Origin of the sequence: Streptomyces geranii, assembly GCF_002954775.1 — a bacterium.
Classification (GTDB): Bacteria; Actinomycetota; Actinomycetes; order Streptomycetales; family Streptomycetaceae; genus Streptomyces; species Streptomyces geranii.
This window is the reverse complement of sequence record NZ_KZ672952.1, coordinates 104372-126434: the sequence shown is the minus strand read 5'-3', so window position 1 is coordinate 126434 and position 22063 is coordinate 104372. Positions and strand designations below refer to the sequence as shown.

General features: G+C 70.0%; 21 protein-coding genes and 1 pseudogene. 12 read left to right on the top strand and 10 right to left on the bottom strand.

Features of this window, described 5'->3' with window-relative positions:
- Positions 1 to 18: 18 nt before the first annotated feature.
- The 4 genes from phzG to CW359_RS00590 all read left to right on the top strand — a co-directional run bounded on the left by phzG (position 19) and on the right by CW359_RS00590 (position 4542).
- A complete protein-coding gene (gene phzG, locus CW359_RS00605) occupies positions 19 to 657 on the top strand; it encodes a phenazine biosynthesis FMN-dependent oxidase PhzG (protein WP_105967673.1) in 639 nt (212 codons plus the stop codon).
- 180 nt (positions 658 to 837) lie between these two features.
- Entirely contained in the window at positions 838 to 2694 is a 1857-nt protein-coding gene (asnB, locus tag CW359_RS00600) for an asparagine synthase (glutamine-hydrolyzing) (protein ID WP_105967672.1), read from the top strand.
- Between the two features lie 140 nt (positions 2695 to 2834).
- Positions 2835 to 3323, top strand: coding sequence for a PhzA/PhzB family protein (locus tag CW359_RS00595; RefSeq protein ID WP_105967671.1), 489 nt, complete (start codon positions 2835 to 2837; stop codon positions 3321 to 3323).
- Between the two features lie 34 nt (positions 3324 to 3357).
- Positions 3358 to 4542 carry a 3-deoxy-7-phosphoheptulonate synthase gene (locus CW359_RS00590; RefSeq protein ID WP_105967670.1) on the top strand — a complete coding sequence of 395 codons (1185 nt, stop codon included), beginning with the start codon at positions 3358 to 3360 and terminating at the stop codon, positions 4540 to 4542.
- A 234-nt stretch (positions 4543 to 4776) separates the two neighbouring features.
- Here the strand turns inward: CW359_RS00590 and CW359_RS00585 are convergent.
- From CW359_RS00585 to CW359_RS00560, 5 genes and pseudogenes are all read right to left on the bottom strand, one after another.
- Positions 4777 to 5043 (bottom strand): annotated as a pseudogene (locus CW359_RS00585) (short-chain dehydrogenase/reductase); the annotation flags it as partial.
- 372 nt (positions 5044 to 5415) lie between these two features.
- Complete coding sequence (locus CW359_RS00575; RefSeq protein ID WP_232838138.1) at positions 5416 to 5925, bottom strand: hypothetical protein; 510 nt, start codon at positions 5923 to 5925, stop codon at positions 5416 to 5418.
- Positions 5926 to 5971: 46 nt separating this feature from the next.
- Positions 5972 to 7780 (bottom strand): hypothetical protein, encoded by a 1809-nt coding sequence (locus tag CW359_RS47265; RefSeq protein WP_332874952.1) that lies wholly within the window; start codon positions 7778 to 7780, stop codon positions 5972 to 5974.
- Positions 7781 to 7821: 41 nt separating this feature from the next.
- Positions 7822 to 8379 carry a nitroreductase family protein gene (locus CW359_RS47260; protein ID WP_332874951.1) on the bottom strand — a complete coding sequence of 186 codons (558 nt, stop codon included), beginning with the start codon at positions 8377 to 8379 and terminating at the stop codon, positions 7822 to 7824.
- Between the two features lie 133 nt (positions 8380 to 8512).
- Positions 8513 to 9214, bottom strand: coding sequence for a response regulator (locus CW359_RS00560; protein ID WP_105967668.1), 702 nt, complete (start codon positions 9212 to 9214; stop codon positions 8513 to 8515).
- A 396-nt stretch (positions 9215 to 9610) separates the two neighbouring features.
- On the opposite strand from CW359_RS00560, the gene CW359_RS00555 reads away from it, so the two are divergent.
- The gene (locus CW359_RS00555) at positions 9611 to 10252 is read left to right on the top strand and encodes an AlbA family DNA-binding domain-containing protein (protein WP_105967667.1); all 642 of its coding nucleotides are present in this window, start codon (positions 9611 to 9613) and stop codon (positions 10250 to 10252) included.
- Between the two features lie 212 nt (positions 10253 to 10464).
- Here the strand turns inward: CW359_RS00555 and CW359_RS00550 are convergent, their stop codons facing one another.
- Together CW359_RS00550 and CW359_RS00545 are read right to left on the bottom strand one after the other, a co-directional pair.
- Positions 10465 to 11193 carry a CBS domain-containing protein gene (locus tag CW359_RS00550; RefSeq protein WP_105967666.1) on the bottom strand — a complete coding sequence of 243 codons (729 nt, stop codon included), beginning with the start codon at positions 11191 to 11193 and terminating at the stop codon, positions 10465 to 10467.
- A gap of 72 nt (positions 11194 to 11265) precedes the next feature.
- The gene (locus CW359_RS00545) at positions 11266 to 11730 is read right to left on the bottom strand and encodes a Crp/Fnr family transcriptional regulator (protein ID WP_105967665.1); all 465 of its coding nucleotides are present in this window, start codon (positions 11728 to 11730) and stop codon (positions 11266 to 11268) included.
- Positions 11731 to 11959: 229 nt separating this feature from the next.
- On the opposite strand from CW359_RS00545, the gene CW359_RS00540 reads away from it, so the two are divergent.
- Positions 11960 to 12127 carry a hypothetical protein gene (locus CW359_RS00540; RefSeq protein WP_232838137.1) on the top strand — a complete coding sequence of 56 codons (168 nt, stop codon included), beginning with the start codon at positions 11960 to 11962 and terminating at the stop codon, positions 12125 to 12127.
- A 56-nt stretch (positions 12128 to 12183) separates the two neighbouring features.
- Here CW359_RS00540 and CW359_RS00535 read toward each other — a convergent pair whose 3' ends face one another.
- Together CW359_RS00535 and CW359_RS45060 are read right to left on the bottom strand one after the other, a co-directional pair.
- The gene (locus CW359_RS00535; RefSeq protein ID WP_105967663.1) at positions 12184 to 13167 is read right to left on the bottom strand and encodes a hypothetical protein; all 984 of its coding nucleotides are present in this window, start codon (positions 13165 to 13167) and stop codon (positions 12184 to 12186) included.
- On the bottom strand, positions 13167 to 13400 hold the full coding sequence (locus tag CW359_RS45060) for a hypothetical protein (RefSeq protein WP_157968442.1): 234 nt from the start codon (positions 13398 to 13400) through the stop codon (positions 13167 to 13169). The genes CW359_RS00535 and CW359_RS45060 overlap by 1 nt, the downstream gene beginning before the upstream one ends.
- A 178-nt stretch (positions 13401 to 13578) precedes the next feature.
- Here CW359_RS45060 and CW359_RS00530 point away from each other — a divergent pair, with 178 nt between their 5' ends.
- The 6 genes from CW359_RS00530 to pflA all read left to right on the top strand — a co-directional run bounded on the left by CW359_RS00530 (position 13579) and on the right by pflA (position 21399).
- Positions 13579 to 15063: an APC family permease gene (locus CW359_RS00530; RefSeq protein WP_105967662.1), complete on the top strand. Its 1485-nt coding sequence runs from the start codon at positions 13579 to 13581 to the stop codon at positions 15061 to 15063.
- 33 nt (positions 15064 to 15096) lie between these two features.
- Positions 15097 to 16302 carry an arginine deiminase gene (locus CW359_RS00525; protein WP_105967661.1) on the top strand — a complete coding sequence of 402 codons (1206 nt, stop codon included), beginning with the start codon at positions 15097 to 15099 and terminating at the stop codon, positions 16300 to 16302.
- A gap of 20 nt (positions 16303 to 16322) precedes the next feature.
- The gene (gene argF, locus CW359_RS00520; protein WP_105967660.1) at positions 16323 to 17345 is read left to right on the top strand and encodes an ornithine carbamoyltransferase; all 1023 of its coding nucleotides are present in this window, start codon (positions 16323 to 16325) and stop codon (positions 17343 to 17345) included.
- A 3-nt stretch (positions 17346 to 17348) separates the two neighbouring features.
- Positions 17349 to 18272 carry a carbamate kinase gene (locus CW359_RS00515; protein WP_105967659.1) on the top strand — a complete coding sequence of 308 codons (924 nt, stop codon included), beginning with the start codon at positions 17349 to 17351 and terminating at the stop codon, positions 18270 to 18272.
- A gap of 122 nt (positions 18273 to 18394) precedes the next feature.
- Positions 18395 to 20656 (top strand): formate C-acetyltransferase, encoded by a 2262-nt coding sequence (gene pflB, locus CW359_RS00510; RefSeq protein WP_105967658.1) that lies wholly within the window; start codon positions 18395 to 18397, stop codon positions 20654 to 20656.
- A 5-nt stretch (positions 20657 to 20661) separates the two neighbouring features.
- On the top strand, positions 20662 to 21399 hold the full coding sequence (pflA, locus tag CW359_RS00505) for a pyruvate formate-lyase-activating protein (protein WP_105968176.1): 738 nt from the start codon (positions 20662 to 20664) through the stop codon (positions 21397 to 21399).
- Here the strand turns inward: pflA and CW359_RS00500 are convergent.
- Complete coding sequence (locus CW359_RS00500) at positions 21393 to 21911, bottom strand: hypothetical protein (RefSeq protein ID WP_105967657.1); 519 nt, start codon at positions 21909 to 21911, stop codon at positions 21393 to 21395. The genes pflA and CW359_RS00500 overlap by 7 nt on opposite strands.
- Positions 21912 to 22063: the final 152 nt, after the last annotated feature.

Below are 22063 nucleotides of genomic sequence, written 5' to 3'. Positions count from 1 at the left end.
CGCGAGAGCGAGGTTGTGATGGGTACCAGCAGGCTGGAGAGTCTCACCGGTGAGACCGGTGTCGACTTCCCCGAATACGAGGCACCACCACCGGAGCCGATGGCGCTCGTGACGCAATGGATCGACCAGGCCGTCGCGCACGGTGTCCGGGAACCGCTCGCGCTGGCGCTGGCCACCGCGGACGCCGAGGGCCGCGCCTCCAACCGGATCGTCGCCGTCCTCGAAACGACCGGGCAGGGCCTGGTGTTCGCCAGCCACAGCACCAGCCGCAAGGGCCGCGAGCTGTCCGCCACGGGCTGGGCGTCCGGAGTCCTCTACTGGCGGGAGACGGGCCGGCAGCTGATTCTCTCCGGCCCCGTGGCGCGGATGTCCGACGCCGAGTCGAACGCCCTGTGGTTCGGCCGCCCGATCCCCCTGCACGCCATGTCGGCGGCGTCCCGGCAGAGCGAGCCGCTCGCGGACGCCGCGGCCCTGCGCGCCGAGGCCGAGCGGCTGTCGGCCACGGGTACGGCGCTGCCCCGCCCGGCTCGGTTCGTCGGATACCGGCTCTGCCCGGCGGCCGTCGAGTTCTGGAACGCGGACCCGGACAGGCTGCACCACCGGCTGCGCTACGACCGTCACGGCGACGGCTGGCGCACAAGCAGGCTGCAGCCCTAGGGAGTTCGACGACAAGACCCGGGCCGCCGACGGCCCAGGAGTAGCCCGTGAGGGACCACGCCACGAAGGCACCGGCTGCGCCGGACTCTTACGAGCGTGACGGTTCCGGCAGGCGTGCGGACCAGCTCCAACCCTGACCGTGCTCCGGACCATGTACTCAAGAGGAAGAAGGGCAAGTCGATGTGTGGAATTACCGGCTGGGTCTCGTTCGACCGGGATCTGACTCAGCAGCGCACGCAGCTGGACGCGATGACGGAGCCCATGGCCTGCCGGGGCCCGGACGCCGGAGGCGTCTGGCTCGACCGGCACGCGGCGCTCGGTCATCGGAGGCTGGCGGTCATCGACCTCGAAGGCGGCATCCAGCCCATGGTGGTGCCCACCGATGACGGCCCGGTGGCGCTCACCTACAGCGGTGAGGTCTACAACTACACCGAACTCAGGAACGAGTTGATCCGCCGGGGCCACCGGTTCGAGACCCGCAGCGACACCGAGGTCGTGCTCTACGGCTACCTGGAGTGGGGCGAAGCGGTCGCCGAACGCCTCAACGGCATGTTCGCGTTCGCCGTCTGGGACTCCAGGGTCGAGAAGCTCGTGATGATCCGCGACCGGATGGGCGTCAAGCCGCTCTACTACTCCAGCACCGACGACGGGGTGATGTTCGGCTCCGAGCCGAAGACGATCCTCGCCAACCCGCTGTCGGACCGCGCCGTCGACCTCGCCGGCCTGCGGGAGCTGATCAGCCTCACCCAGACGCCGGGCAGCGCGTTGTGGTGCGGAATGCGCGAGGTGCTCCCGGGCGGCCTGGTCACCGTCGACCGCTCCGGTCTGCGAGAGCACCGCTACTGGACGCTGCCCACCCGTCCGCACACCGACGACCTAAAGACCACCGTCGCCACCGTGCGCGAACTGCTCGAGGACATCGTCAGCCGCCAGCTGGTCTCCGACGTCCCGCGCTGCACCCTGCTCTCCGGCGGTCTGGACTCCAGCGCGATCACCGCGCTGGCCGCCGCCAAGCTGGGCCGGCCGGGGGAGCACGGCGAGCCCGGTGAGAAGGTGCGCAGCTTCTCGGTGGACTTCGTCGGGCGGAAGGACCACTTCGTCGCCGAGGTATCGCGTGGCACGATGGACGCCCCGTACGCGCTCGAGGTGGCCGCGCACGTCGGCTCGCAGCACGAGACCATCGCGCTCGACCACGCCTCGATCGCCGACCCGGACGTGCGCCGCGCCGTCATCACCGCACGGGACAGTCCGTTCAGCTTCGGGAACGTGGACACCTCGCTCTACCAGCTGTTCCAGGCCGTCCGGCAGCAGTCCACGGTCGCCCTGTCCGGCGAGTCCGCCGACGAAGTCTTCGGCGGGTACCAGTGGTTCCATCAGCCGGAGGTCCAGGCCGCGCAGACCTTCCCCTGGATGGACGTCTTCGTCACCGGCCCGCAGGCCCAGTCGTCGGACCGGTTCAACGCCGACATCACCGCCGCCCTCGACCTGCCCGCCTACATACGTGACTGCTACTCCGACGCGGTCGGCGAGGTCGAGAGGGCCGAGGGCGAGAGCGACCACGAGATGCGGATGCGGGTGATGTGCCACCTGCACCTGACGCGGTTCGTCCGGATGCTCCTGGAGCGCAAGGACCGGATCAGCATGGCCGTCGGTCTTGAGGTCCGGGTCCCGTTCTGCGACCACCGCCTCGTGGAGTACGTCTACAACACCCCGTGGTCGTTCAAGACCTTCGACGGCCGGGAGAAGAGCCTGCTCCGCGCCGCGACGGCCGACCTGCTGCCCGAATCGGTGCTGAACCGGGTGAAGAGCTCCTACCCCGCCACCCTGGACCCGCACTACAACAGCGCGCTGCTGCAGCAGTCCAAGGAACTGCTCACGACCGACGACCCGGTCTTCGGCCTGGTCGACCGCGGCTGGCTGCAGGACATCACACAGCAGGACTCGGCCTCCATGCCGGTCCACGTCCGCAACGGCATGGAGCGCGTGCTCGACCTGAGCACCTGGCTGGACATCTACCGCCCCGAACTCCGCATCTGACACCGGGTTCCGGTCGACTGCGGACGGCCCAGGGGACAGCGCCGCCGCTGTCTGCGAACGGACACGGACACGATCGCAGGCAGCGGCCGGCCGGCCGCATTCACCGCGTCAGTATCCACAGCCACTACAGGAGGAACGTTGTGTCCGAATCCGTCAATTCTCAGGGATTCAGCGACGAGGCCGAACTGCGTCGCATCAACCGCGCCACCGTCGAGCGGTACATGAACACCAAAGGCCAGGACCGGCTGCGTCGGTACGAGCTGTTCACCGAGGACGGCATCGGCGGTCTGTGGACCACCGACACCGGTGAACCCGTCGCCACCCGGGGCAGGGACCGGCTGGCCGAGCACGCCGTCTGGTCGCTGAAGTGCTTCCCGGACTGGGAGTGGTACAACATCCGGATCTTCGGGACCCAGGACCCCAACCATTTCTGGGTGGAGTGCGACGGACGCGGCAAAATTCTCTTCGGCGACTACCCGGAGGGGTACTACGAGAATCACTTCCTGCACTCGTTCGAGCTGGAGAACGGCAAGATCAAGCGGGAGCGGGAGTTCATGAATCCGTTCCAGCAGTTGCGGGCTCTGGGTATTCCGGTTCCGGAAATCAAGCGCACCGGAATACCGGCCTGACAGGTACAACAACACCGCTGGATCGGAGTACGTCTTGGAAGACGTGAAGCGGGATATTCGTATACGCGGGGCATTGCAGCAACCCGAATGGAGCGACCTCGCACAGGCCGGCCGGGTAGGCGAGTCACTCGCCACACGCCCCACTCTCGTACAGGCCGACGACCTTGCCACGCTGCGGACTCTGCTGGGCAGGGTGGCGCTCGGCGAAGCCATGGTGCTGCAGTCCGGTGACTGCGCCGAAGACCCGCGGGAATGCACACGCCACCATGTCGCACGGAAGATCGCACTGCTCGACCTGCTCGCCGGGTCGCTCGGCCTGATCACCGGCAAACCCGTCCTGCGGGCAGGACGTATCGGGGGGCAGTTCGCCAAGCCCCGTTCCAAGCCCACCGAAGTGATCGACGGCGCCGAACTCCCGGTCTTCCGGGGGCACATGGTCAACGGCCCGGAGCCCGACCCCGAAAGGCGCCGGCCCGATCCACTGCGCATCCTCACCGGCTACATGGCCGCCTGCGACATCGTCGAGCACCTGGGCTGGCGCGACCGCGCCACGGGACGCGAGTTCGCGGAGCCGCTGGTGTGGACCAGCCACGAGGCACTGCTGCTCGACTACGAGATACCCATGCTGCGCATGGACGACAAGGGCCGGATGTTCTTGGGCTCGACCCACTGGCCGTGGATCGGCGAGCGCACCCGCCAGGTCGACGGCGCCCACGTCGCCCTGCTCGCCGAGGTGAGCAACCCCGTGGCGTGCAAGGTCGGCCCCACGATGGAACCCGGCGAACTGCTCGCCCTGTGCGAGAAGCTCGACCCGTGGCGCGACCCCGGACGGCTCACCCTCATCGCGCGAATGGGAGCCGACGCCGTCGGCGACCGGCTGCCCCGCCTGGTGGAAGCCGTACGCGGCGCGGGTCACCCCGTCGTCTGGCTCAGCGACCCCGTGCACGGCAACACCGTGACCGCGCCAGGCGGTTACAAGACACGGCTCGTGGAGACCGTCTCGCTGGAGGTCTCCCGCTTCGTCCACGCAGTGCGCGCCGCGGGCGGCGTGGCCGGCGGACTGCACCTGGAGACGACGCCGGACGACGTCACCGAGTGCGCCTTCACCGAGGCCGATCTCGACTCCGTCGGGGACCGCTACACATCCTTCTGCGACCCTCGCCTCAACCCGTCGCAGGCCCTCGCGGTGGTCTCGTCCTGGACCGCCGGCACCGCCTGAACCGGCGGCTTCTCCGCCTCTTTCTCCCCGCTCTCCTGTGTACGAGGCACCCGCGCATCAACCAGGAACAGGAGCCTTGACTGGCATATCCTTACGCCGAACTCGGCATCCCGGCCCGCTGTACCGCGCAGGCGGGCGATATGAGCGACGAAGAACGCGGACTGAACCGCCCCGGTGCGTGGGCGCGGGGCCGGCTCCTGGCATCAGTGCGGCGTGACCTTGCCTGCTGGCTGATCACTTCGCCTGGGAGAGCGAGACCGCGTCGGGACCGGCGGGGAATCGCAGCTGGCCGGTCGTGTCGTGCACGGCTCGCCACACTGTCTCGGCGAGGTCGCTCTCCTTGGTGAACAGGTCCTGGCCCGTGAAGTCACCCATGGCCTTCTTCGCCCATGGTGCGTAGGGCGCCGGGACCAGCTCGTCCAGCGAGGCGCCCTTCGTCGCGTTGTCCGCGAAGTTCGTCGTCAGGCAGGCGCCCGGTTCGACCGTCTTCGCCCGCACACCGGAGCGTGTTCGCGTTGTCGAGCGAGTCGAGGAACACGTCGGTTGCCGCGCGGACGGTCAACGCCCTCCCGGCAGGAAGTCGTACGACGGCGGGCACCACTTCCCCCCTTGCCACAGATAACGGGGCCGCTTCATGCACAGCCCCGAGAACGTCGCCGCAGGCCGTGATAAGCGATGCCGCAGATAATTAGGGCGTTATCTGCGGGACGACTTCAGACGGGTCCGACCGCCGACACTCCGTCAGCCGCCCACCAGGGCCGACAGATCCTGAGCGCCGGTTTTCGTTCCGATGTTCCTCGACCCCCGAGAGCCCCGTGGATTCACGGAAACCGAAGTCTCTTCAGTGCGAGCCGACGGGTCCACCAGTGTGCTTCAACTCAGTGGATCCGTGGGTTCGGGTGGAACACGAGGATGCTGAGTGAGCCGAAGAGCTTCGGCCAGAACGTCGGCGTCGACCTGTGCCGATGTCCTGTCGCCGTATTCGAGGATGTCGTACTCGTCGTCCAGGTTGGCGAGTCGCTCGGCCAAGGGCAGTTCGTGCCCGAAGCGCTGGTGGATCCGAAAGACCAGCTCGCGTGACGTCAGTTCGCCGGCCAGCATCCGGGCGGCAAGTGCTCGTGCGGCGGCTTCCTGTCCGGCAACGCTGCCCACCGGGTAGAAGGTGAGGCCCAGTTCGTCGAGTGCTGGGGGAAGGAGGTCGTGGACGTCGTAGTCCGCCTCCGCGCGTGTGCATGCGGCCAGCATCCGCAGGGCGGGACTGTCGAGGCCGGCGACGAGCGCATTGCAGGCGCCAGAGACGACATCGGTTGCACGGATCTCGCCCATGCTCCAGAGGGCGGCATGGTCCTGTAGGGCGAGTGCTGCTGTTTCGGTCGACGTCACTCGCCCATGATTCCCTTCATGGTGCGTCCCGGTCGAGCCGGTTTCATCAAAGTTGCTGTTCAGCGCTCTGTTCCAGCAGGGCTCGTGCGGAGTCCGCGTAGCGCATGGCGGTCTTCTCGTCGAGTCCGAACACCTCGGCGAGGTGGAGGGGGCCGGGCCCGTGGGTGAGGGCCTCTTCGAGCTGCCGGTCGACGCGGAGCCGCTCCAGCGTCGCGTCCTGTCCGCGCAGGGGCGCGCTGATCCAGTGGTTGCCGGCGCGGTTGGTCTTCGTCGCAGTCTGGTTGTTGATCAGCAGGTGGAGGTTGGCCGTGTTCGGCCACCGGCGTCGCCGGTGTTCCAGCCGGGCCAGCAGCAGTTTCAGGGTGAGGTCATCGAGCGGGCGTGCTCGTCCGGCGATCGTCAGCCGACGGTTGCCGATGTCGAGGTCGTCGAGCAGGAGGGTTCCTATCTGGGCGACCCGGGCGGCGTGAACCGCGGCGAGGGCGAGGATCAGTCGCGCGGCGGAGGTAGCGGTCGCTGCGACGGAGCGGTCGATCTGGGCAGGCGCGAGCGGTTGGAGCACGCTGTACTCGTTCTGGCCGACCTTGATGCGACTGGTGGGGTTGCGGAAGATCAGGCCGGAACGCTTGGCCCAGGCGAACAACAAACGCAGGGACCCGAGTTGGTGTCGGCGGTGGTGGCCGTGCAGGGTCTTCAGGTGGGTGAGGACGTCCTCGCGGGTCACCTCCCGCAGGTGGTCGTATCGGTCCGACCAGCCCAGCAGTGCCGGGCGGGCCCCGTTGAGGTAGAACCAGACCGTGCTCTGCTGCCGGGGCAGGCTGCGTGGGCTTCCGCCATGCAGAACCCGGATCCAGCGCTCGGCCTCCGCCGCGATGCCCGGGACGAGGCCCTCCAGGCGCTCGGCAAACCAGCGTTCGGAGGAGGGCTTGCTGTCGTCCAGGAAGATCCCCATCTCCTCAAGGACCGTGGCGGTGTGTCCGAACCGCAGATCGAGGGCCCTGAGCGGGGTGAAGATCTCGCTATGGCGGATGACGTCGCCATCGACGTACTCGGTGAACACGATGGCCAGGCCACGGTTGACGGCGATGCGGATGCCGCGTCCCCAGCCCCGCGCCTCGGCGAGTTGGTAGGCGAGGTACTTCGCCCAGGCCAACCACGGGCTGGCCAGATCGGCGGCGGTCGGGTCGAGGCGGCCGTAATCACGCGGGACCTGCCCGAACAGCGGCAGTTGCCTCCAGCCGGGACTCGGCCGCCAGGCCGGCGCGGGTGGCGGCTTCCGGATGGCTCCCCGCCCTCCTCCGCGTCGCGCGACGACGGGTGCAGATCCTCTGCGGTAGTGCAGACCCATGAAGAACAGCTGATGGTGTCGGATGGCGCCCAGTCGGGCCCTCACGTCGGCCTCGGCGGTTCTTCCGTTGATCCGAGCCTGGCACCGGCACAGACGGCAGTATCCCCACTTCAGAGACCGGCCGCGGAGGCAGCCGGCGCAGGTGTGGCCGCTGCGGGGCGTGGCCGGGCCCTCGGGGCCATATGCGAGGCGGAGCACCATCTGTGGGTGGCAGGTGCGGGGGCCGGTCGGGGGCATGAGGCGTTCGCGCAGGTCGGGCCATTCGAGCGCTTGGTGCAGGAGGGAGATGCGGACGCTGTGGGCCGTGGCGGTCAGCAGGACATGTTCGAGGGCCTGGCCCGCGCGGAGCCAGTCGGTGCGGCGGTCGTGCGTGGTGGTCAGTACGGAGATGGAGGGCCGTTTCTCGAAGGGGCGGGCGGGGAGCGTGTCCGGGTGGCGGTGGGCGCCGAAGTCCCGCATCGGGATGTGGTCCAGGAAGTCCTGGGGGCGGAGCGACTCGGGCGGCATGCCCAGGCCGGTGCTGACGCCGGTGCCGGTGTCCGGCCCGGTCAGCCGGCGGCGGCTCTCCGCGGCTCGGTGGTGTTGTGGTGCTCGGCTTCCCGGGTGAGGCGCAGCACGGTGTCGGTGCGGGCGGGAGGAAGGTGGTGGAGCAGGGCGCCTTCGGTGTGGGCCGCCTCGGTGAGTTCGGTGAGGACGGGGGTGGGCAGCGGTCGTTCCAGGAAGGGGAGGCGGCTGCTGTGCCGGCGCCAGACGGTGTCGTACAGGGCGGGGTGGGTGGTGGTCGGTCGGGTGGTGTCGGCGAGACGGACCGTGGCGAGGAGGTCCGGCTCGTCGGGGCGCGGGAGCAGGCGGGTCACCGGTGTCCAGCCGAAGCGTTCGACCGCGATCCGCAGGTTCAGGACGGCGCAGCCGACGGACAGGTGCAGGGCCCGTCCGGTGGGGTCGGTGTGGCGCAGGCCGCGGTGTGTGGCGGCTCGGATCTCCAGGGTGAGCGTGTCCGGGTCGAGCCGGAAGCGCCAGGGCTGGGTGTTGTGGATCGACGGGGCGGCCACGGCCGCGGAGAGCAGCGTTTCCAGGGTGGTGCCGTCGAGGACCGCGGTGCGCATCGGAGCCTCCTGCCCGCCCCGCGTCCATGGTGTGGCGGGGCATTGGGTGACCGGACCAGGGTGGCTTCCGGCGCGAGAGGCGGGGCAGGGGCCGTACGGCCCCACCACGGCTCCGGACGGCCCTCGCCGCCGCTCACCTCGCGGGGTGTCCGCCGGTGTCCGGCTGCTCCAGCTGGGAGGCGAGGACCGCGGCCTGGACGCGGCGCTGGACGCCGAGCTTGGCCAGCAGGCGGGAGATGTGGTTCTTGACGGTTTTCTCGGAGAGGTAGAGCTTCTTGCCGATCTCGCGGTTGGTGAGGCCGTCGCCGATCAGGGCCAGGATGTCCCGCTCGCGGGGCGACAGGCTCGCCAGCTCGGGCGACAGCGCCGGTGTCTCCACGGGATCGGCGCGCAGCGAGCGCATCAGCCGGGCCGTCGTCGCCGGGTCCAGCATCGACTGGCCCGAGGCGACCGTGCGGACCGCCGAGACCAGGTCCGAGCCCCTGATCTGCTTGAGGACGTAACCGGAGGCCCCGGCCATGATCGCGTCCAGCAGGGCGTCTTCCTCGTCGAACGACGTCAGCATCAGACAGGCCAGCTCCGGCATCCGGCTGCGCAGCTCCCGGCAGACCGTGATGCCGTCGCCGTCGGGGAGACGTACGTCCAGCACCGCGACGTCCGGACGCAGCGCCGGAGCGCGGACGAGGGCGTGCTCGACGGAGTCCGCGTCGCCGATCACGGAGATGTCCGGTTCGGCGTCGAGGAGGTCGGTGATGCCGCGTCGTACGACCTCGTGGTCGTCGAGCAGGAAGACACGGATCGGGTTCTGTTCCGTGAAGGTGCGTGTCTCGGTCATGACGGCCCCTCGTCCCCGGTGGCGTACGGGCTGCGGGTCGCCCGTGCCGACGATCATCGCTCGCCGGGGCCGGATGCACTAGGGCCGACCGGCCCTACTGGGCTTCTGGATGGGCCCCTGTCGCCGGTGTGGTCAGGGGCGAGTGGCCTCTGCCGGGCTCTCGTGCCAAGCCGCGGGCGGCTTCCCTCGGACCGGCCACACGACAGTGGCGCCGGTACGGCAGCGGACGGACGGGGCCACGGTGAGGCCGGTACCGGCAATTCGGCGGGAGTCACGGCAGGCGTCGGAATGGCCGGTGTCGGGACCGTCCGGCACCCGGTGCGGGTCCGGCCGCGAGATCGGGCATCGGTGACCGGCTTGAACGCTCGGTAGCAGCGGCCCGGAGCCATCGTGGGGATGCGGGAGTCCGAGTGGGTGGATTTCAAGGGCGTGGGGCGCGAGGGACCGTACGACCTCAGCCTCGAGTCGAAGAAGTACGAACTGGCCAAGGACGTCGCGGCGTTCGCCAACGCGGCTGGTGGTCTTCTGGTGTGCGGGTTCAAGGCGACTAGGCGGCCGACCGACCTCCACGAGGCCGTGGTGAAGAAGACCCCCTTCGCGAAGAGGCTGGTCAACACCGAGCGGTACAAGGCGGTCATCGCCGATCTCGTGCGCCCGTCCATCGGCGTCGAGTTCTCCTGGCACGACGATCCCGATGACCCTGGCCTCGGCTGTCTGGTGATCGAAGTGCCGGCGCTCCCGGAGAACGCCCGCTGGGCGCTGGTCACCAAGACCCTGAACCAGGACGGAAAGCTCGCCAATGGCGGGGTCGCGATCCCGAAGCGCCACGGCGACGACACGCGGTATCTGCCTCCGGACACCGTGTACCAGTTGGTGAACAGCGGACTGCGAGCAATGTTCCCGATGCCGACGACCAGCTGGCCGCCGCCGCGCACGCCGACATCCTGCTCCCATTGGATCCGCACTGTCTGCTGTTCCTGCCCGGCACCGGGATGCGGGCTCGCGACCCGCGCAAACGCACCGACCACCGCGCGCTGATCCCTGGCGGAGTCGGGATGGCGCTCGTCCAGGTCGTCTACGACGTGGCCGACGCCTTCGTCGCCCACCTCCCCGGCACGACCCCTGGCGCCACTGGAAGCCCTCCGGGCCACGGCACCCCGCCCCCTGGAACGGAGACGGCCAGTCGGCCCCGACCTACACCTTCGAGTACGACGTACTGGCTCCCCGTCTGACCGTGGCACGCCGCTGGCTCACCGAGCACCCGACGCCGAATCCCTGACCCCTGTGGTCGTGGTTCCCGGGTTCGGATTCGGAGCTGGCGAGTTCTCCGATCCCTCCCGGTCCTCCAACTCGAAGTCCACGTCCACCACGCCTTCGACGGCGCGCGCCAGGCGGGCCGCCACGGGGACCAGCGAGGTGTCCCGGACCCGGCCGGCCAGCTTCACCACGCCGTCGTGCACCTGGACACGGACCGACGATTCCGGCAGCGGGAAGAGGTAGGACACGACCTCGCGGCGGACCTCCTCGGCGAGGTCCTCGTCGTCGCGCAGGAAGACCTTGAGGAGGTCGGACCTGCTGACGATGCCCTCCAGCATGCCCAGTTCGTTGACCACCGGCAGTCGCTTGACCCTGGCCCGTGCCATGGTCCGCGCGGCTTCGGCGAGCGTGGCGCCGGGGCGGGTGGTGAGTGCGGGGGCGGTCATCAGATCCTCCGCCCGCACGCCTCCGGCCTTCGCCAGGTCGGACAGGCGGCGCAGCTGGGTGTACCGGTTGGGGTCGCTGTCGCGGAACTCCTCCTTGGGCAGCAGGTCGGCCTCGGAGACGAGGCCCACGACGCGGCCATCACCCTCCAGGACGGGCAGGGCGCTCACCTTCCAGTCCTGCATGATCCGCACGATCTCCTTGAAGGTGTCCTCGCGGCCGACCGCGGTGACCATGTGGGTCATGACGTCGCTGACGATGTGCGGGGTGCCGTGCATCGTGGCTCCCTCCTCGTTTCTCGTTTCTCGGTCCCCGGCTCTCGGTGCTTGGTGCTTGGTGCTTTGCCGGTCTCAGGTGTGGGGGCCGGCGCCGTAGGGGGCGTACAGGTCCAGGAGCCGGGTCCGGGCGGAGCGCAGGCGGTGGGCGAGCACGTCGCCGACCCACTGGGCGATGGTGCTGCCCAGGGCCGGATCCTCCTGGCACATCAGCCGGACGGCCGTGGCGTCGAACTCGTATGCCCGCACCGGGGTCGTCGCCTCGGCACCCATGTGCCAGACGTGCGGCCCGAACAGCCAGGACCAGCCGACGAGTTCGTTGTGGTGGAGGGTCTCGACGACCGCTGCGCGGCGGCCGGGCACGTGCATGTCGAGTTCGACGGTGCCGGTGCGGATGATCCAGAACCGGTCGGCCTTGGCTCCCTCCTCGAACAGGCGCGTCCCCTGGGGGACGGAGACCTCTCGGGCGAGGCGCAGGAGCCGCTGCCGGTGCTCCGCGGGCAGGGCTCGCAGCATGCTGGGGGTGGGGGTGGTGATCACGGCGGGCCTCCCTGACGGGTGTGGGAACTGCCATCACCAGCGTGTGCCCGATGCCCGGCGGCGGGCCATGGGCCGTTCGGTCCTCCCGCCGGGCCGCTCGGCTCCCACGAGGAGACCTCCGGCACCCTGCGGTCACGCCTGGCCTGCTGTTTTCTGAAGGTGTGAGACGACCAGCCCGTCGGAGGGGGTGAGCACTGTGGGTACCTCACTGACGCCCGACTTCTGGAGGATGTTCGCTGTCCTACTGGTGATCTCCGCCGCGGCCACCTTCGTGGTGAGTGCCGTGCTGGACACGCTCGTCGTACGGCTGCGGCAACGCCGTCGGCGGCGCCCGGTGTCCACCGGCCGGACAGCCACGGCGCCTCGCGAGTCCCGCCGGCCCCTGCTGCACCACTGAGGGCACGGAGCGACGCGGCCCCCTGCTTCCAGGGGGCCGCGTCGCTCCGCTCCCGGTCAGCGGGGGCTGCGCGCTTGCACGGGGAGGCCCAGCTGCTCGGCCCACCGGTACAGCTCGCCGGGGAAGTGCGGGGTCCGCTCGTCCCTGATCACCGTTCCGTCGGAGGCCGTGTAGGGCGATTCCACCTGACCGAATCGGCGTCCCACACGGGTGAGGAGCAGGTCGGTCGCCTTGATGAGGGCGGGTCCGGGCTCGCCGAGATCCTCGACGAAGGTGCCGATCTCGGCGGTGGCACCGGCAGCCTGCCTGCTGCCGGAGGTCAGCGCAAGGGACCGTACCCCGGCGCCTGTCCCGCCCGGATAGTGAGCCCAGGGGCCTCGTAGGGCGAGCCGTACCGTGCAGCCGCCGGTGGCTCCCGCGCGGTCGGTGGCGTGTCGGCCGAGGACGCCGAGCGCCGAGACGACGACCTCCGTCAGTTGCCCCGTACCGATCCGGAGAACTTCGTCTGCCTGACCACTGTGCTGCCTGCGAGGAGGTTCGGGTGACAGCGGGTACTCCATCCCGGCGCTCCCGTCTTCGGCGAAGACCGCGATCACCTGGCGTGTCGTGCCCGAGCCCTGCCGAGCCGCGAACCCGTCCGCGATCGGCTCGACTTCGTCGAAGGTCGTGTGCCGTTTGCTCAGCAAGGTCATTTCGGCTCGGACCTGCTGCCGGTACCGCTCGACAGCCGTCCGGTCCCAGGGCAGCGAGCCGGGCATGTGCGGTACCAGCGTGATGGACAGCGGCACCTTGACGGCCCACGACTGTGCCACCGGCGCCGCACCGAAGGACTGCTGCTCGGCGATGGCCTCCAGCAATTGACCGTGCCGTCGTTCTCGTTGCGCACGGCGTGTCTGCCTGTCCAACAGGGCGGTCTCCACCTCGGCCGGGCTCATGAACCGTACGCGCGAGCCGGAACGTACCGGAAACCGCAGGCAGCCGTCCCTGGGGTCGTTCAGGCCGAGTACCGCGTGCGGCGCACGCGGGCTCGGTGCCACCATCACCCCTCTGTGCCGTTGACATGGGGTTCGAGCTTGTGGTCCAGGTCCTGGCCCTCCGCGGCTCCGGGATTGTTCAGCAGCCTGCGGACATCGTCGGCTGTAGCGTGCGCGGGGTCGGTTGCCAGGAGTGTGGCCAGACGACGGTAGTGCGACATATCGGCACGATAGCTGTCTCGTGCCCGCTGCCGCTCACCAGTTTTCGCCGAGGCTTCGTCTGCGGACAGCAGCAGCACGGTAGTTGAGCCCCCTGGGGCCGGTCGGCCCACCGGCCCCAGGACCAACGGGACCCCTGTGGGACCTGTGGCCACTGCCCCCTCCCGGCGCCGCGCAGCAGGATCGTCCGCGGATCGACGCCCCAGGCGGTCCGCCTCAGGCGACCCACCCCACGCGACCCGCGCAAGGAGCACAGCCATGCTCAGCACACCCAGGAGCGGGGAACCCGCGAAGCCCGCGGCGGCTCTCGGACTTCCCGCCGCGTCCGCGCTCGTCATCGGCAGCATCGTCGGCACCGGGGTCTTCGCCCTGCCCTCCGCGCTCGCCCCGTACGGGCCCATCGCGATCGTGGCGTTCGTCGTCGTGACCCTCGGCGCGCTCGCGCTGGCGATGGTCTTCGGCGCACTGTCGAAGCGGGTGCCGGCGAGCGGCGGGCCGTACGTCTACGCCCGTGAGGCCTTCGGCGAGTTCACGGGGTTCCTCACCGCCTGGTCGTACTGGATCAGCGCCTGGGCCGGGAACGCCGCGATCGTGGTGGCCTGGGTCGGCTATGTCGAGGTGTTCGTCAACACCGGTCACAAGACCGGGATTTCGGTGCTCATCGCGCTGATCGGGCTCTGGATACCGGCCGCGATCAACCTCACGGGCGTACGGAACATCGGCGCCTTCCAGGTGATCACAACAGTGCTGAAGTTCGTGCCGTTGGTCTTCATGGCCACCGTCGGGCTGCTGTTCGTCGACCCGGACAACTTCGGTTCGTTCAACGCCAGTGGCCAGTCGGCGCTGGGTGCGATCTCGGCCGCCGCAGCCATCGCGCTGTTCAGCTACATCGGACTGGAGGCCGCCTCGGTGGTCGCCGGCCGGGTCCGCGAGCCGCGCCGCAACGTGCCGCGCGCCACCGTCTACGGCACTCTGATCTGCGCCGCGATCTACATCCTGGGCACCCTCGCCGTCTTCGGCACCGTCTCGCACGGCGCCCTCGGCGAGTCCACCGCGCCCTTCACCGACGCCGCGAACAACATCTTCGGCGGCACCTGGGCCGGTGACCTGGTCGCCGTCGCCGCGATCGTCTCCGGCATCGGCGCGCTCAACGGCTGGACCATGCTGTGCGCCGAGATGCCCTACGCCGCCGCCCGCGACGGACTCTTCCCCGGCGCCTTCGCCCGGCTGCGCGGCGAGAGCGGTGTGCCGGCCTTCGGGATCGTCGCCTCGACCGTGCTGGCCTCGCTGATCACCGTGTTCAGCTACACCCGCTTCGAGGACGTGTTCACGAAGATCGTGCTGCTGAGTGTCCTGACGGCCGTGATCCCGTACCTGTTCTCGGCCGCCGCCCAGCTGTACTGGCTGCTGGTACGAGGGCGGGAGAACCTCAGCCCGCGCTGCCTGGCCCGGGACGTCACCGTCGCCGGCCTCGCGCTCGTCTTCTCCTACTGGTCGATCCAGGGCAGCGGCTACCAGACCGTCTACTACGGGCTGTTCGTGCTCCTGCTGGGAGTGCCGGTCTACGTCTGGCTCAAGCGGGGACAGGACATCCACGGCCGGCCGAGCACGCCCGGCACGACCGTGCCCGTGGAGCGGCGGGCCCCGGAGACGCCTCCGCCCGCGCCCCGGCTCTCGCGCGGACTGCGCGCCCGCCGCACCGGTGGCCGCCGCAAGCGCGACGACCTCCCGCAGCACGACTGACCTCCACCCGTCCCTCCCGCAGAAGGCATCGCCATGCACACCTTCCATGTCGACTCCGAGGTCGGCCCCCTGCGCCAGGTCGTCCTGCACCGCCCAGGCCTCGAACTCTCCCGCCTCACCCCGCGCAACGTCGACGCGCTCCTCTTCGACGACATCCTGTGGGCCAAACGCGCCCGCGAGGAGCACGACGCCTTCGCACAGGTCCTGCGCGACCACGGCGCCCGCGTCCACTACTTCGCCGACCTGCTCGCCCAGACCCTCGACACCCCCGGAGCCCGTGCCTGGCTGCTGGAGCGGGTCGTCACCGCGGCCACCGTCGGTCCGGCGCTGATCGACCCGGTCCGCGAACTGTGCGCCGAACTCGACGGGGAGACCCTCGCCGGATACCTGATCGGCGGAATCCTCAAGAGCGACCTGCCGCTCGCCACCCCGCACAGCCTGGTCTGGAACGCGCTCGGCGCGGACGACTTCGCGCTCACCCCACTGCCCAACCACCTCTTCCCGCGCGACAACTCCTGCTGGATCTACGGCAGTCTCTCGGTCAACCCGATGGCCAAGCCCGCCCGGCGCCGAGAGAGCCTGCACGCCGAGGCCATCTACCGGTTCCACCCGATGTTCGCCGACACGCCGGTCATGGACACCGTGCCCGGCACCCTGGAGGGCGGCGACGTACACGTCCTCGGCAACGGGGCCGTCATGGTCGGCATGGGCGAGCGCACCACCGCGCAGGCCGTGGAGAACCTGGCCGCCCGCCTGTTCGCCGACGGCACGGCAAGCAGACTGATCGCCGTCCAGCTCCCGGCCGCTCGTGCCTACATGCACCTCGACACCGTGCTCACCATGGTCGACCGCGACGCCTTCGCCATCTACCCGGGCCTCGCCGACTCCCTGCGCTCATGGACCCTGCGGCCCAGCGACACCCGCGACACCGGCTTCGACGTCACCCCCGACTCCGACCTCGCGACCGCGCTCGCCGAGGCCCTCGACCTGGACAAGGTACGGATGCTGTCCGCCCCGCAGGACATCCGGGGCGCCGAGCGCGAGCAGTGGGACGACGGCAGCAACTTCCTCGCCCTCGCCCCCGGCGTGGTCGTCGGCTACGAGCGCAACGTCACCACCAACACCTATCTGCGCAAGCAGGGCATCGAGATCGTCACCGTCGCCGGCGCCGAACTCGGGCGGGGCCGGGGCGGCCCGCGCTGCATGAGCTGCCCGATCGAACGCGACCCGGCCAACTGACCCGGCGAGGGACCACCACCATGACCACCACCACGACCGTCGACCTGCGAGGCCGCTCCTACCTGAGCGAACTCGACTTCACCGCCCGCGAGATCCACCACCTCCTCGACCTCGCCGCCGAACTGAAGGCCGCCAAGCGCGCCGGAACCGAGCGGCCCCGGCTGACCGGCCGCAACCTCGCCCTGATCTTCGAGAAGACCTCCACCCGCACCCGCTGCGCCTTCGAGGTCGCCGCCGCCGACCAGGGCGCGGCCACCACCTACCTCGGCCCCGGCGACACCCACATCGGCGCCAAGGAGACCGTCGCCGACACCGCCCGTGTGCTCGGCCGGATGTTCGACGGCATCGAGTACCGCGGCTCCGACCAGGCCCTCGTCACCGAACTCGCCGCCCACTCCGGCGTCCCCGTCTACAACGGCCTCACCGACACCGCCCACCCCACCCAGAGCCTCTGCGACGTCCTGACCATGCACGAGCACAGCGCCAAGCCGCTGCCGGACATCGCCTACTGCTACCTCGGCGACGCCCGCAACAACATGGGCAACTCACTGCTGTCCATGGGCGCCCTGCTCGGCATGGACGTCCGTATCGCCGCACCCGCCCGGCTGTGGCCCGACCCCGCCCTGGTCACCCGCTGCCGTGAACTGGCCGACGCCAGCGGGGCCCGTCTCACCCTCACCGAGGACGTCGAGACCGCCGTACAGGGTGTCGACTTCCTGCACACCGACGTCTGGGTGTCCATGGGAGAGCCCGCCGACACCTGGCGGGAGCGGATCGAACTGCTGCTGCCCTACCAGGTCGACGGCAAGACCCTCGCGGCGACCGGAAACCCGGACGTGAGGTTCATGCACTGCCTGCCGGCGCTGCACGACCGCCGCACCCGCCTCGGCCACGACCTCTTCGACACCTACGGCCTGGACGGCCTGGAGGTCACGGACGAGGTGTTCACCTCCCCGGCGTCGATCGTCTTCGACCAGGCGGAGAACCGACTGCACACCATCAAGGCCGTACTCGTCGCGACCCTGAGCAACCCGGAGGCCTGAGCCATGCGCATCGTCGCAGCCCTCGGCGGCAACGCCCTGCTGCACCGGGGCGAACGCCCCGACGCCGCCGTACAGGAGGCCAACATCGAGCGCGTCGCCACGGCGCTCGCCGCCCTCGCCCACGACCACGAACTGGTCATCACCCACGGCAACGGCCCCCAGGTCGGCCTGCTCGCCCTGGAGAGCGCGGCCGACCGCTCCCTCACCGCCCCCTATCCGCTGGACCTCCTCGGCGCCCAGACCGAAGGCATGATCGGCTCCCTGCTCGCCCGCACCCTGCACAACGCCCTGCCCGGCCACCCGATCGCCGCCCTGGTCACCCACACCGTCGTCCGGGCCGACGACCCGGCCTTCGACCGGCCCACGAAGTTCGTCGGCCAGGTGTACCCCCGGGAGTCGGCCGAGCTCCTGGCCCGCAGGAACGGGTGGCACATCGCCAAGGACGGGACGGACTGGCGTCGCGTCGTCCCCTCCCCGGCACCCGAACGGATCGTGGAGACGGACACTATCCACGAACTGCTCAGCGGCGGCACACTCGTCATCTGCGCCGGCGGTGGAGGAATCCCCGTCACCGCCGACCGCGACACCGGCGCACTGACCGGAGTGGAGGCGGTCATCGACAAGGACCTCACCGCCGCCCTGCTCGCCGAGGACCTCAAGGCCGACTTCCTGCTCATCCTCACCGACGTCCCGAACGTCTACGAGGGCTACGGCACCCCGGCCCAGCGGCCCGTCATCGACGCCACCCCTGCCCAACTGCGCGGCGGCGACTTCCCGGAGGGCTCCATGGGACCGAAGGCCGAGGCCGCCGCCCGGTTCGTCGAGCGCACCGGCGGACTGGCGGCGATCGGGGCCCTGGACGCGGCGTACGAGATCGTCCACGGCAGGTCGGGCACCCTCGTCCGCCCCGATCTCACCGCCGCCTGAGGCCGTACGGCAGGAGGGGGGTGGGGCCGTATGGCCCCACCCCTGGCCCTGGTCGGCACTGCCCACGGCCACCGCCATTCACCAGGATCGGAAGCGGACCACGAGCGCGGGAGGAAACGGCGATGACCATCACCGTGACAGCGGACAACCGGACGACGGCCGACGCCTGGCGGGACTTCGCGGGAAGCGGCTGGCGCGAGCACGTCGACGTGCGCGACTTCATCCAGGCCAACTACACGCCGTACGAAGGCGACGCGACCTTCCTGACCGGACCCACCGACCGCACTCGCGCGGTCTGGGAGAAGGTCAGCGCGCTGTTCCCGGAGGAGCGGCGCCGGGGCGTCCTCGACGTCGACACCGCCACCCCCTCCACGATCACCTCGCACGCCCCCGGCTGGATCGACCGCGACCGCGAACTGATCGTCGGCCTCCAGACCGACGCCCCGCTCAGGCGCGCGATCATGCCGAACGGCGGCCTGCGGATGGTGGAGAGCGGTCTGAAGGCGTACGGCTACGAGCCCGACCCGTTCGTCACCCGGGTTTTCGGGACCTACCGCAAGACTCACAACGACGGTGTCTTCGACGCCTACACCCCCGAGATGCGCGCCGCCCGCAAGGCCGGGATCATCACCGGGCTGCCCGACGCCTACGGTCGGGGCCGGATCATCGGCGACTACCGGCGGGTCGCGCTGTACGGCACGGACCGGCTGATCGAGGCCAAGCAGGCCGAGCGGGCCCTGCTGGACGCCCGCCCCTCCACCGCCGACGTCATCCGCGACCGCGAGGAACTCGCCGAGCAGACAAGGGCGTTGGGCGAACTGGCCGAGATGGCGGCCTCGTACGGGTGCGACGTCACCCGGCCCGCCGCCACCGCCCATGAGGCCGTGCAGTGGCTCTACCTCGGCTACCTCGCCGCCGTGAAGGAGCAGAACGGCGCCGCGATGTCTCTCGGCCGCACGTCCACGTTCCTCGACGTGTACCTCCAGCGGGACCTCGACGAGGGGGTCATCGACGAATCCCGCGCCCAGGAGCTGATCGACGACTTCGTGATCAAGCTGCGGATCGTACGGTTCCTGCGCACCCCCGAGTACGACGCCCTGTTCTCCGGCGACCCGACCTGGGTGACGGAGTCCATCGGGGGCATGGGCCAGGACGGCCGTACGCTGGTCACCCGCACCTCCTTCCGCTTCCTGCAGACCCTGTACAACCTCGGCCCGGCACCGGAGCCGAACCTGACCGTCCTGTGGTCGCCCCAACTCCCCTTCGGTTTCAAGGAGTTCTGCGCCCAGGTCTCGATCGACACCAGCGCCGTCCAGTACGAGTCCGACGAACTGACCCGCCCCCGCACCGGCGACGACACCGCGATCGCCTGCTGCGTGTCGGCGATGGCGGTGGGCAAGCAGATGCAGTTCTTCGGGGCTCGGGTCAACCTGGCCAAGGCCCTGCTGTACGCGGTCAACGGCGGCCGGGACGAGATGACCGGCGCCCAGATCGCGCCCGCGGCGCCCCCGCTCACCGGGGAGTACCTGGACCACGACGAGCTGTCGGCGGCGTACGACCGCGTTCTGGACTGGCTGGCCAAGACCTACGTCGACGCGCTGAACGTCATCCACTACATGCATGACAAGTACGCCTACGAGCGCGTCGAGATGGCTCTGCACGACCACCCCGTGCACCGCTTCATGGCCTGCGGCATCGCCGGTCTGTCCGTCGCCGCCGACAGCCTGTCCGCCGTCAAGTACGCGCGGGTGAAGGTCTTCCGGGACGGCACCGGGCTGGCCGTCGACTTCCGCACCGAGGGTGACTTCCCGGCGTACGGCAACAACGACGACCGCGCCGACGGCATCGCCGTGGGGCTGGTGGAGTCGTTCATGGCGAAGGTGCGCAGGCACCCCACCTACCGGGGCGCCGAACACACCCAGTCCGTGCTGACGATCACCTCGAACGTCGTCTACGGCCAGCACACCGGCAACACCCCCGACGGCCGCCGGGCCGGAGCCCCCTTCGCGCCCGGCGCCAACCCGATGAACGGCCGCGACCGGCACGGGGTCGCCGCCTCGGCGCTGTCGGTGGCCAAGCTGCCGTACGAGCAGGCCCGCGACGGCATCTCGCTGACCACGACGGTCACGCCCGAGGGTCTGGGCCACAACCCCGACGAGCGTGCCGGGCACCTGGTGGGCATCCTCGACGCCTACACGGCCTCCGGCGGCTTCCACATGAACGTCAACGTCCTCGACCGGGCCACGCTGGAGGACGCGATGCACCACCCGGAGAAGTACCCGGACCTGACCATCCGCGTGTCCGGGTACGCGGTCAACTTCGTCCGGCTGACGCGGGAGCAGCAGCTCGACGTGATCAGCCGTACCTTCCACGGATCGCTGTGAGCACCATGCGCACCTCGACCACCGGCCGGATCCACTCCTGGGACCTGTCCACCGGTGTGGACGGGCCCGGGACCCGGTTCGTCCTCTTCGTCTCCGGCTGCCCGCTGCGCTGTCTCTACTGCGCCAACCCCGACACCTGGCACATGCGCGACGGCAGGGAGACGACCGTCGACGAGGTGATGGCGGAGATCGAGAAGTACCGCGCCTTCCTCACCACGGCCGGCGGCGGGGTGACCGTCACGGGCGGCGAGCCGCTGCTCCAGCCCGCCTTCACCGGCGAGATCCTGCGCCGCAGCAAGGAAGCCGGGCTGCACACCGCCCTCGACACCTCCGGCTTTCTCGGCGCCCGCGCGAGCGACGAACTCCTCGCCCACACCGACCTGGTGCTGCTGGACATCAAGTCCTTCGACGTCCCGGCCTACCGCCGACTGACCGGCGGCGAACTCGCCCCCACCCTCGGTTTCGCCACCCGGTTGGACCGCCTGGGCGTCCCGATGTGGATCCGGTACGTCCTGGTCCCCGGCTGGACGGACGACCCGGAAGCCGTGGCGGGGCTCGCCGCCTTCGTCGCGGGCCTCGGCTCGGTCGACCGGGTCGACGTCCTGCCGTTCCACAAGCTCGGCGCCGCGAAGTACGAGGCCCTCGGCATCCCGTTCCCGCTGCGCGACACACCGGTTCCTGCACGGGAGTCGGTCGAGCGGGTGCGGGAGCGGTTCCGGGAGCGCGGCCTGAAGGCCTACTGAGCCGGGGTGAAGCGGTCGATCAGGTAGCGGGCCGCACCGGTCACGGCCTGGAGGCGGAAGTGTGCCTCGCCGGCGTACGAGGTGCCCGGATGCGGTCCGTTGGTGTGCGTGATCTGCCACAGGGCACGCACGAAGTTCCCGCTGTCCGTCACGGGCAGCAGATCCTCAGCGATGAGGTAGGCGATGGCGGCTCCTCCAGCACCCTGCTGGGTGGTGGTGAATCCGTGTGCCGTGGCCATGTGGACGACCACGGCCTCGAACATGGCCCTCAACTGTCCGTTCGCCGCCTCGAAATGCTGCTCGACGAGGTTGTCCACGGCCTGCCGGTAGCAGTTCTTCGCGACGGTCATCCCCAGCCGGTCGAAGTCGTGCTCCAGGGCGGTGATCTCATCGCTGAGCGGTGCGCGCGGCTCGTCCAAGGGAAGGACGCGCACCCCGGTCAGGGTGGCTGTCGGCCTGCTGAACATGTCCTCGGAGGTCTCGTACTCGGCGACGAGGCCGAAGCCGTCCACGCACCCCAACAGCCCCCGCGGACAGGGCCGTTCGGCCCAACGGCCGCGGACCTTCGGCATCCGGCGGCAGCGGTCTCACGAGACCAGAGTGAGGGACGTCAGACAGCGACCGAACCGCCCCTCACCCCAACCGTCCCCGAAGGGATCACCGC

Coding starts and splice junctions, on each gene's coding strand:
- phzG (WP_105967673.1), top strand. CDS start 19: ATGGGTACCAGCAGGCTGGAGAGTCTCACCGGTGAGACCGGTGTCGAC.
- asnB (WP_105967672.1), top strand. CDS start 838: ATGTGTGGAATTACCGGCTGGGTCTCGTTCGACCGGGATCTGACTCAG.
- CW359_RS47265 (WP_332874952.1), bottom strand. CDS start 7,780: ATGCCGCCCGAGTCGCTCCGCCCCCAGGACTTCCTGGACCACATCCCG.
- CW359_RS47260 (WP_332874951.1), bottom strand. CDS start 8,379: ATGCGCACCGCGGTCCTCGACGGCACCACCCTGGAAACGCTGCTCTCC.
- CW359_RS00560 (WP_105967668.1), bottom strand. CDS start 9,214: ATGACCGAGACACGCACCTTCACGGAACAGAACCCGATCCGTGTCTTC.
- CW359_RS00555 (WP_105967667.1), top strand. CDS start 9,611: ATGCGGGAGTCCGAGTGGGTGGATTTCAAGGGCGTGGGGCGCGAGGGA.
- CW359_RS00550 (WP_105967666.1), bottom strand. CDS start 11,193: ATGCACGGCACCCCGCACATCGTCAGCGACGTCATGACCCACATGGTC.
- CW359_RS00540 (WP_232838137.1), top strand. CDS start 11,960: ATGTTCGCTGTCCTACTGGTGATCTCCGCCGCGGCCACCTTCGTGGTG.
- CW359_RS00535 (WP_105967663.1), bottom strand. CDS start 13,167: ATGGTGGCACCGAGCCCGCGTGCGCCGCACGCGGTACTCGGCCTGAAC.
- CW359_RS00530 (WP_105967662.1), top strand. CDS start 13,579: ATGCTCAGCACACCCAGGAGCGGGGAACCCGCGAAGCCCGCGGCGGCT.
- CW359_RS00525 (WP_105967661.1), top strand. CDS start 15,097: ATGCACACCTTCCATGTCGACTCCGAGGTCGGCCCCCTGCGCCAGGTC.
- argF (WP_105967660.1), top strand. CDS start 16,323: ATGACCACCACCACGACCGTCGACCTGCGAGGCCGCTCCTACCTGAGC.
- CW359_RS00515 (WP_105967659.1), top strand. CDS start 17,349: ATGCGCATCGTCGCAGCCCTCGGCGGCAACGCCCTGCTGCACCGGGGC.
- pflB (WP_105967658.1), top strand. CDS start 18,395: ATGACCATCACCGTGACAGCGGACAACCGGACGACGGCCGACGCCTGG.
- pflA (WP_105968176.1), top strand. CDS start 20,662: ATGCGCACCTCGACCACCGGCCGGATCCACTCCTGGGACCTGTCCACC.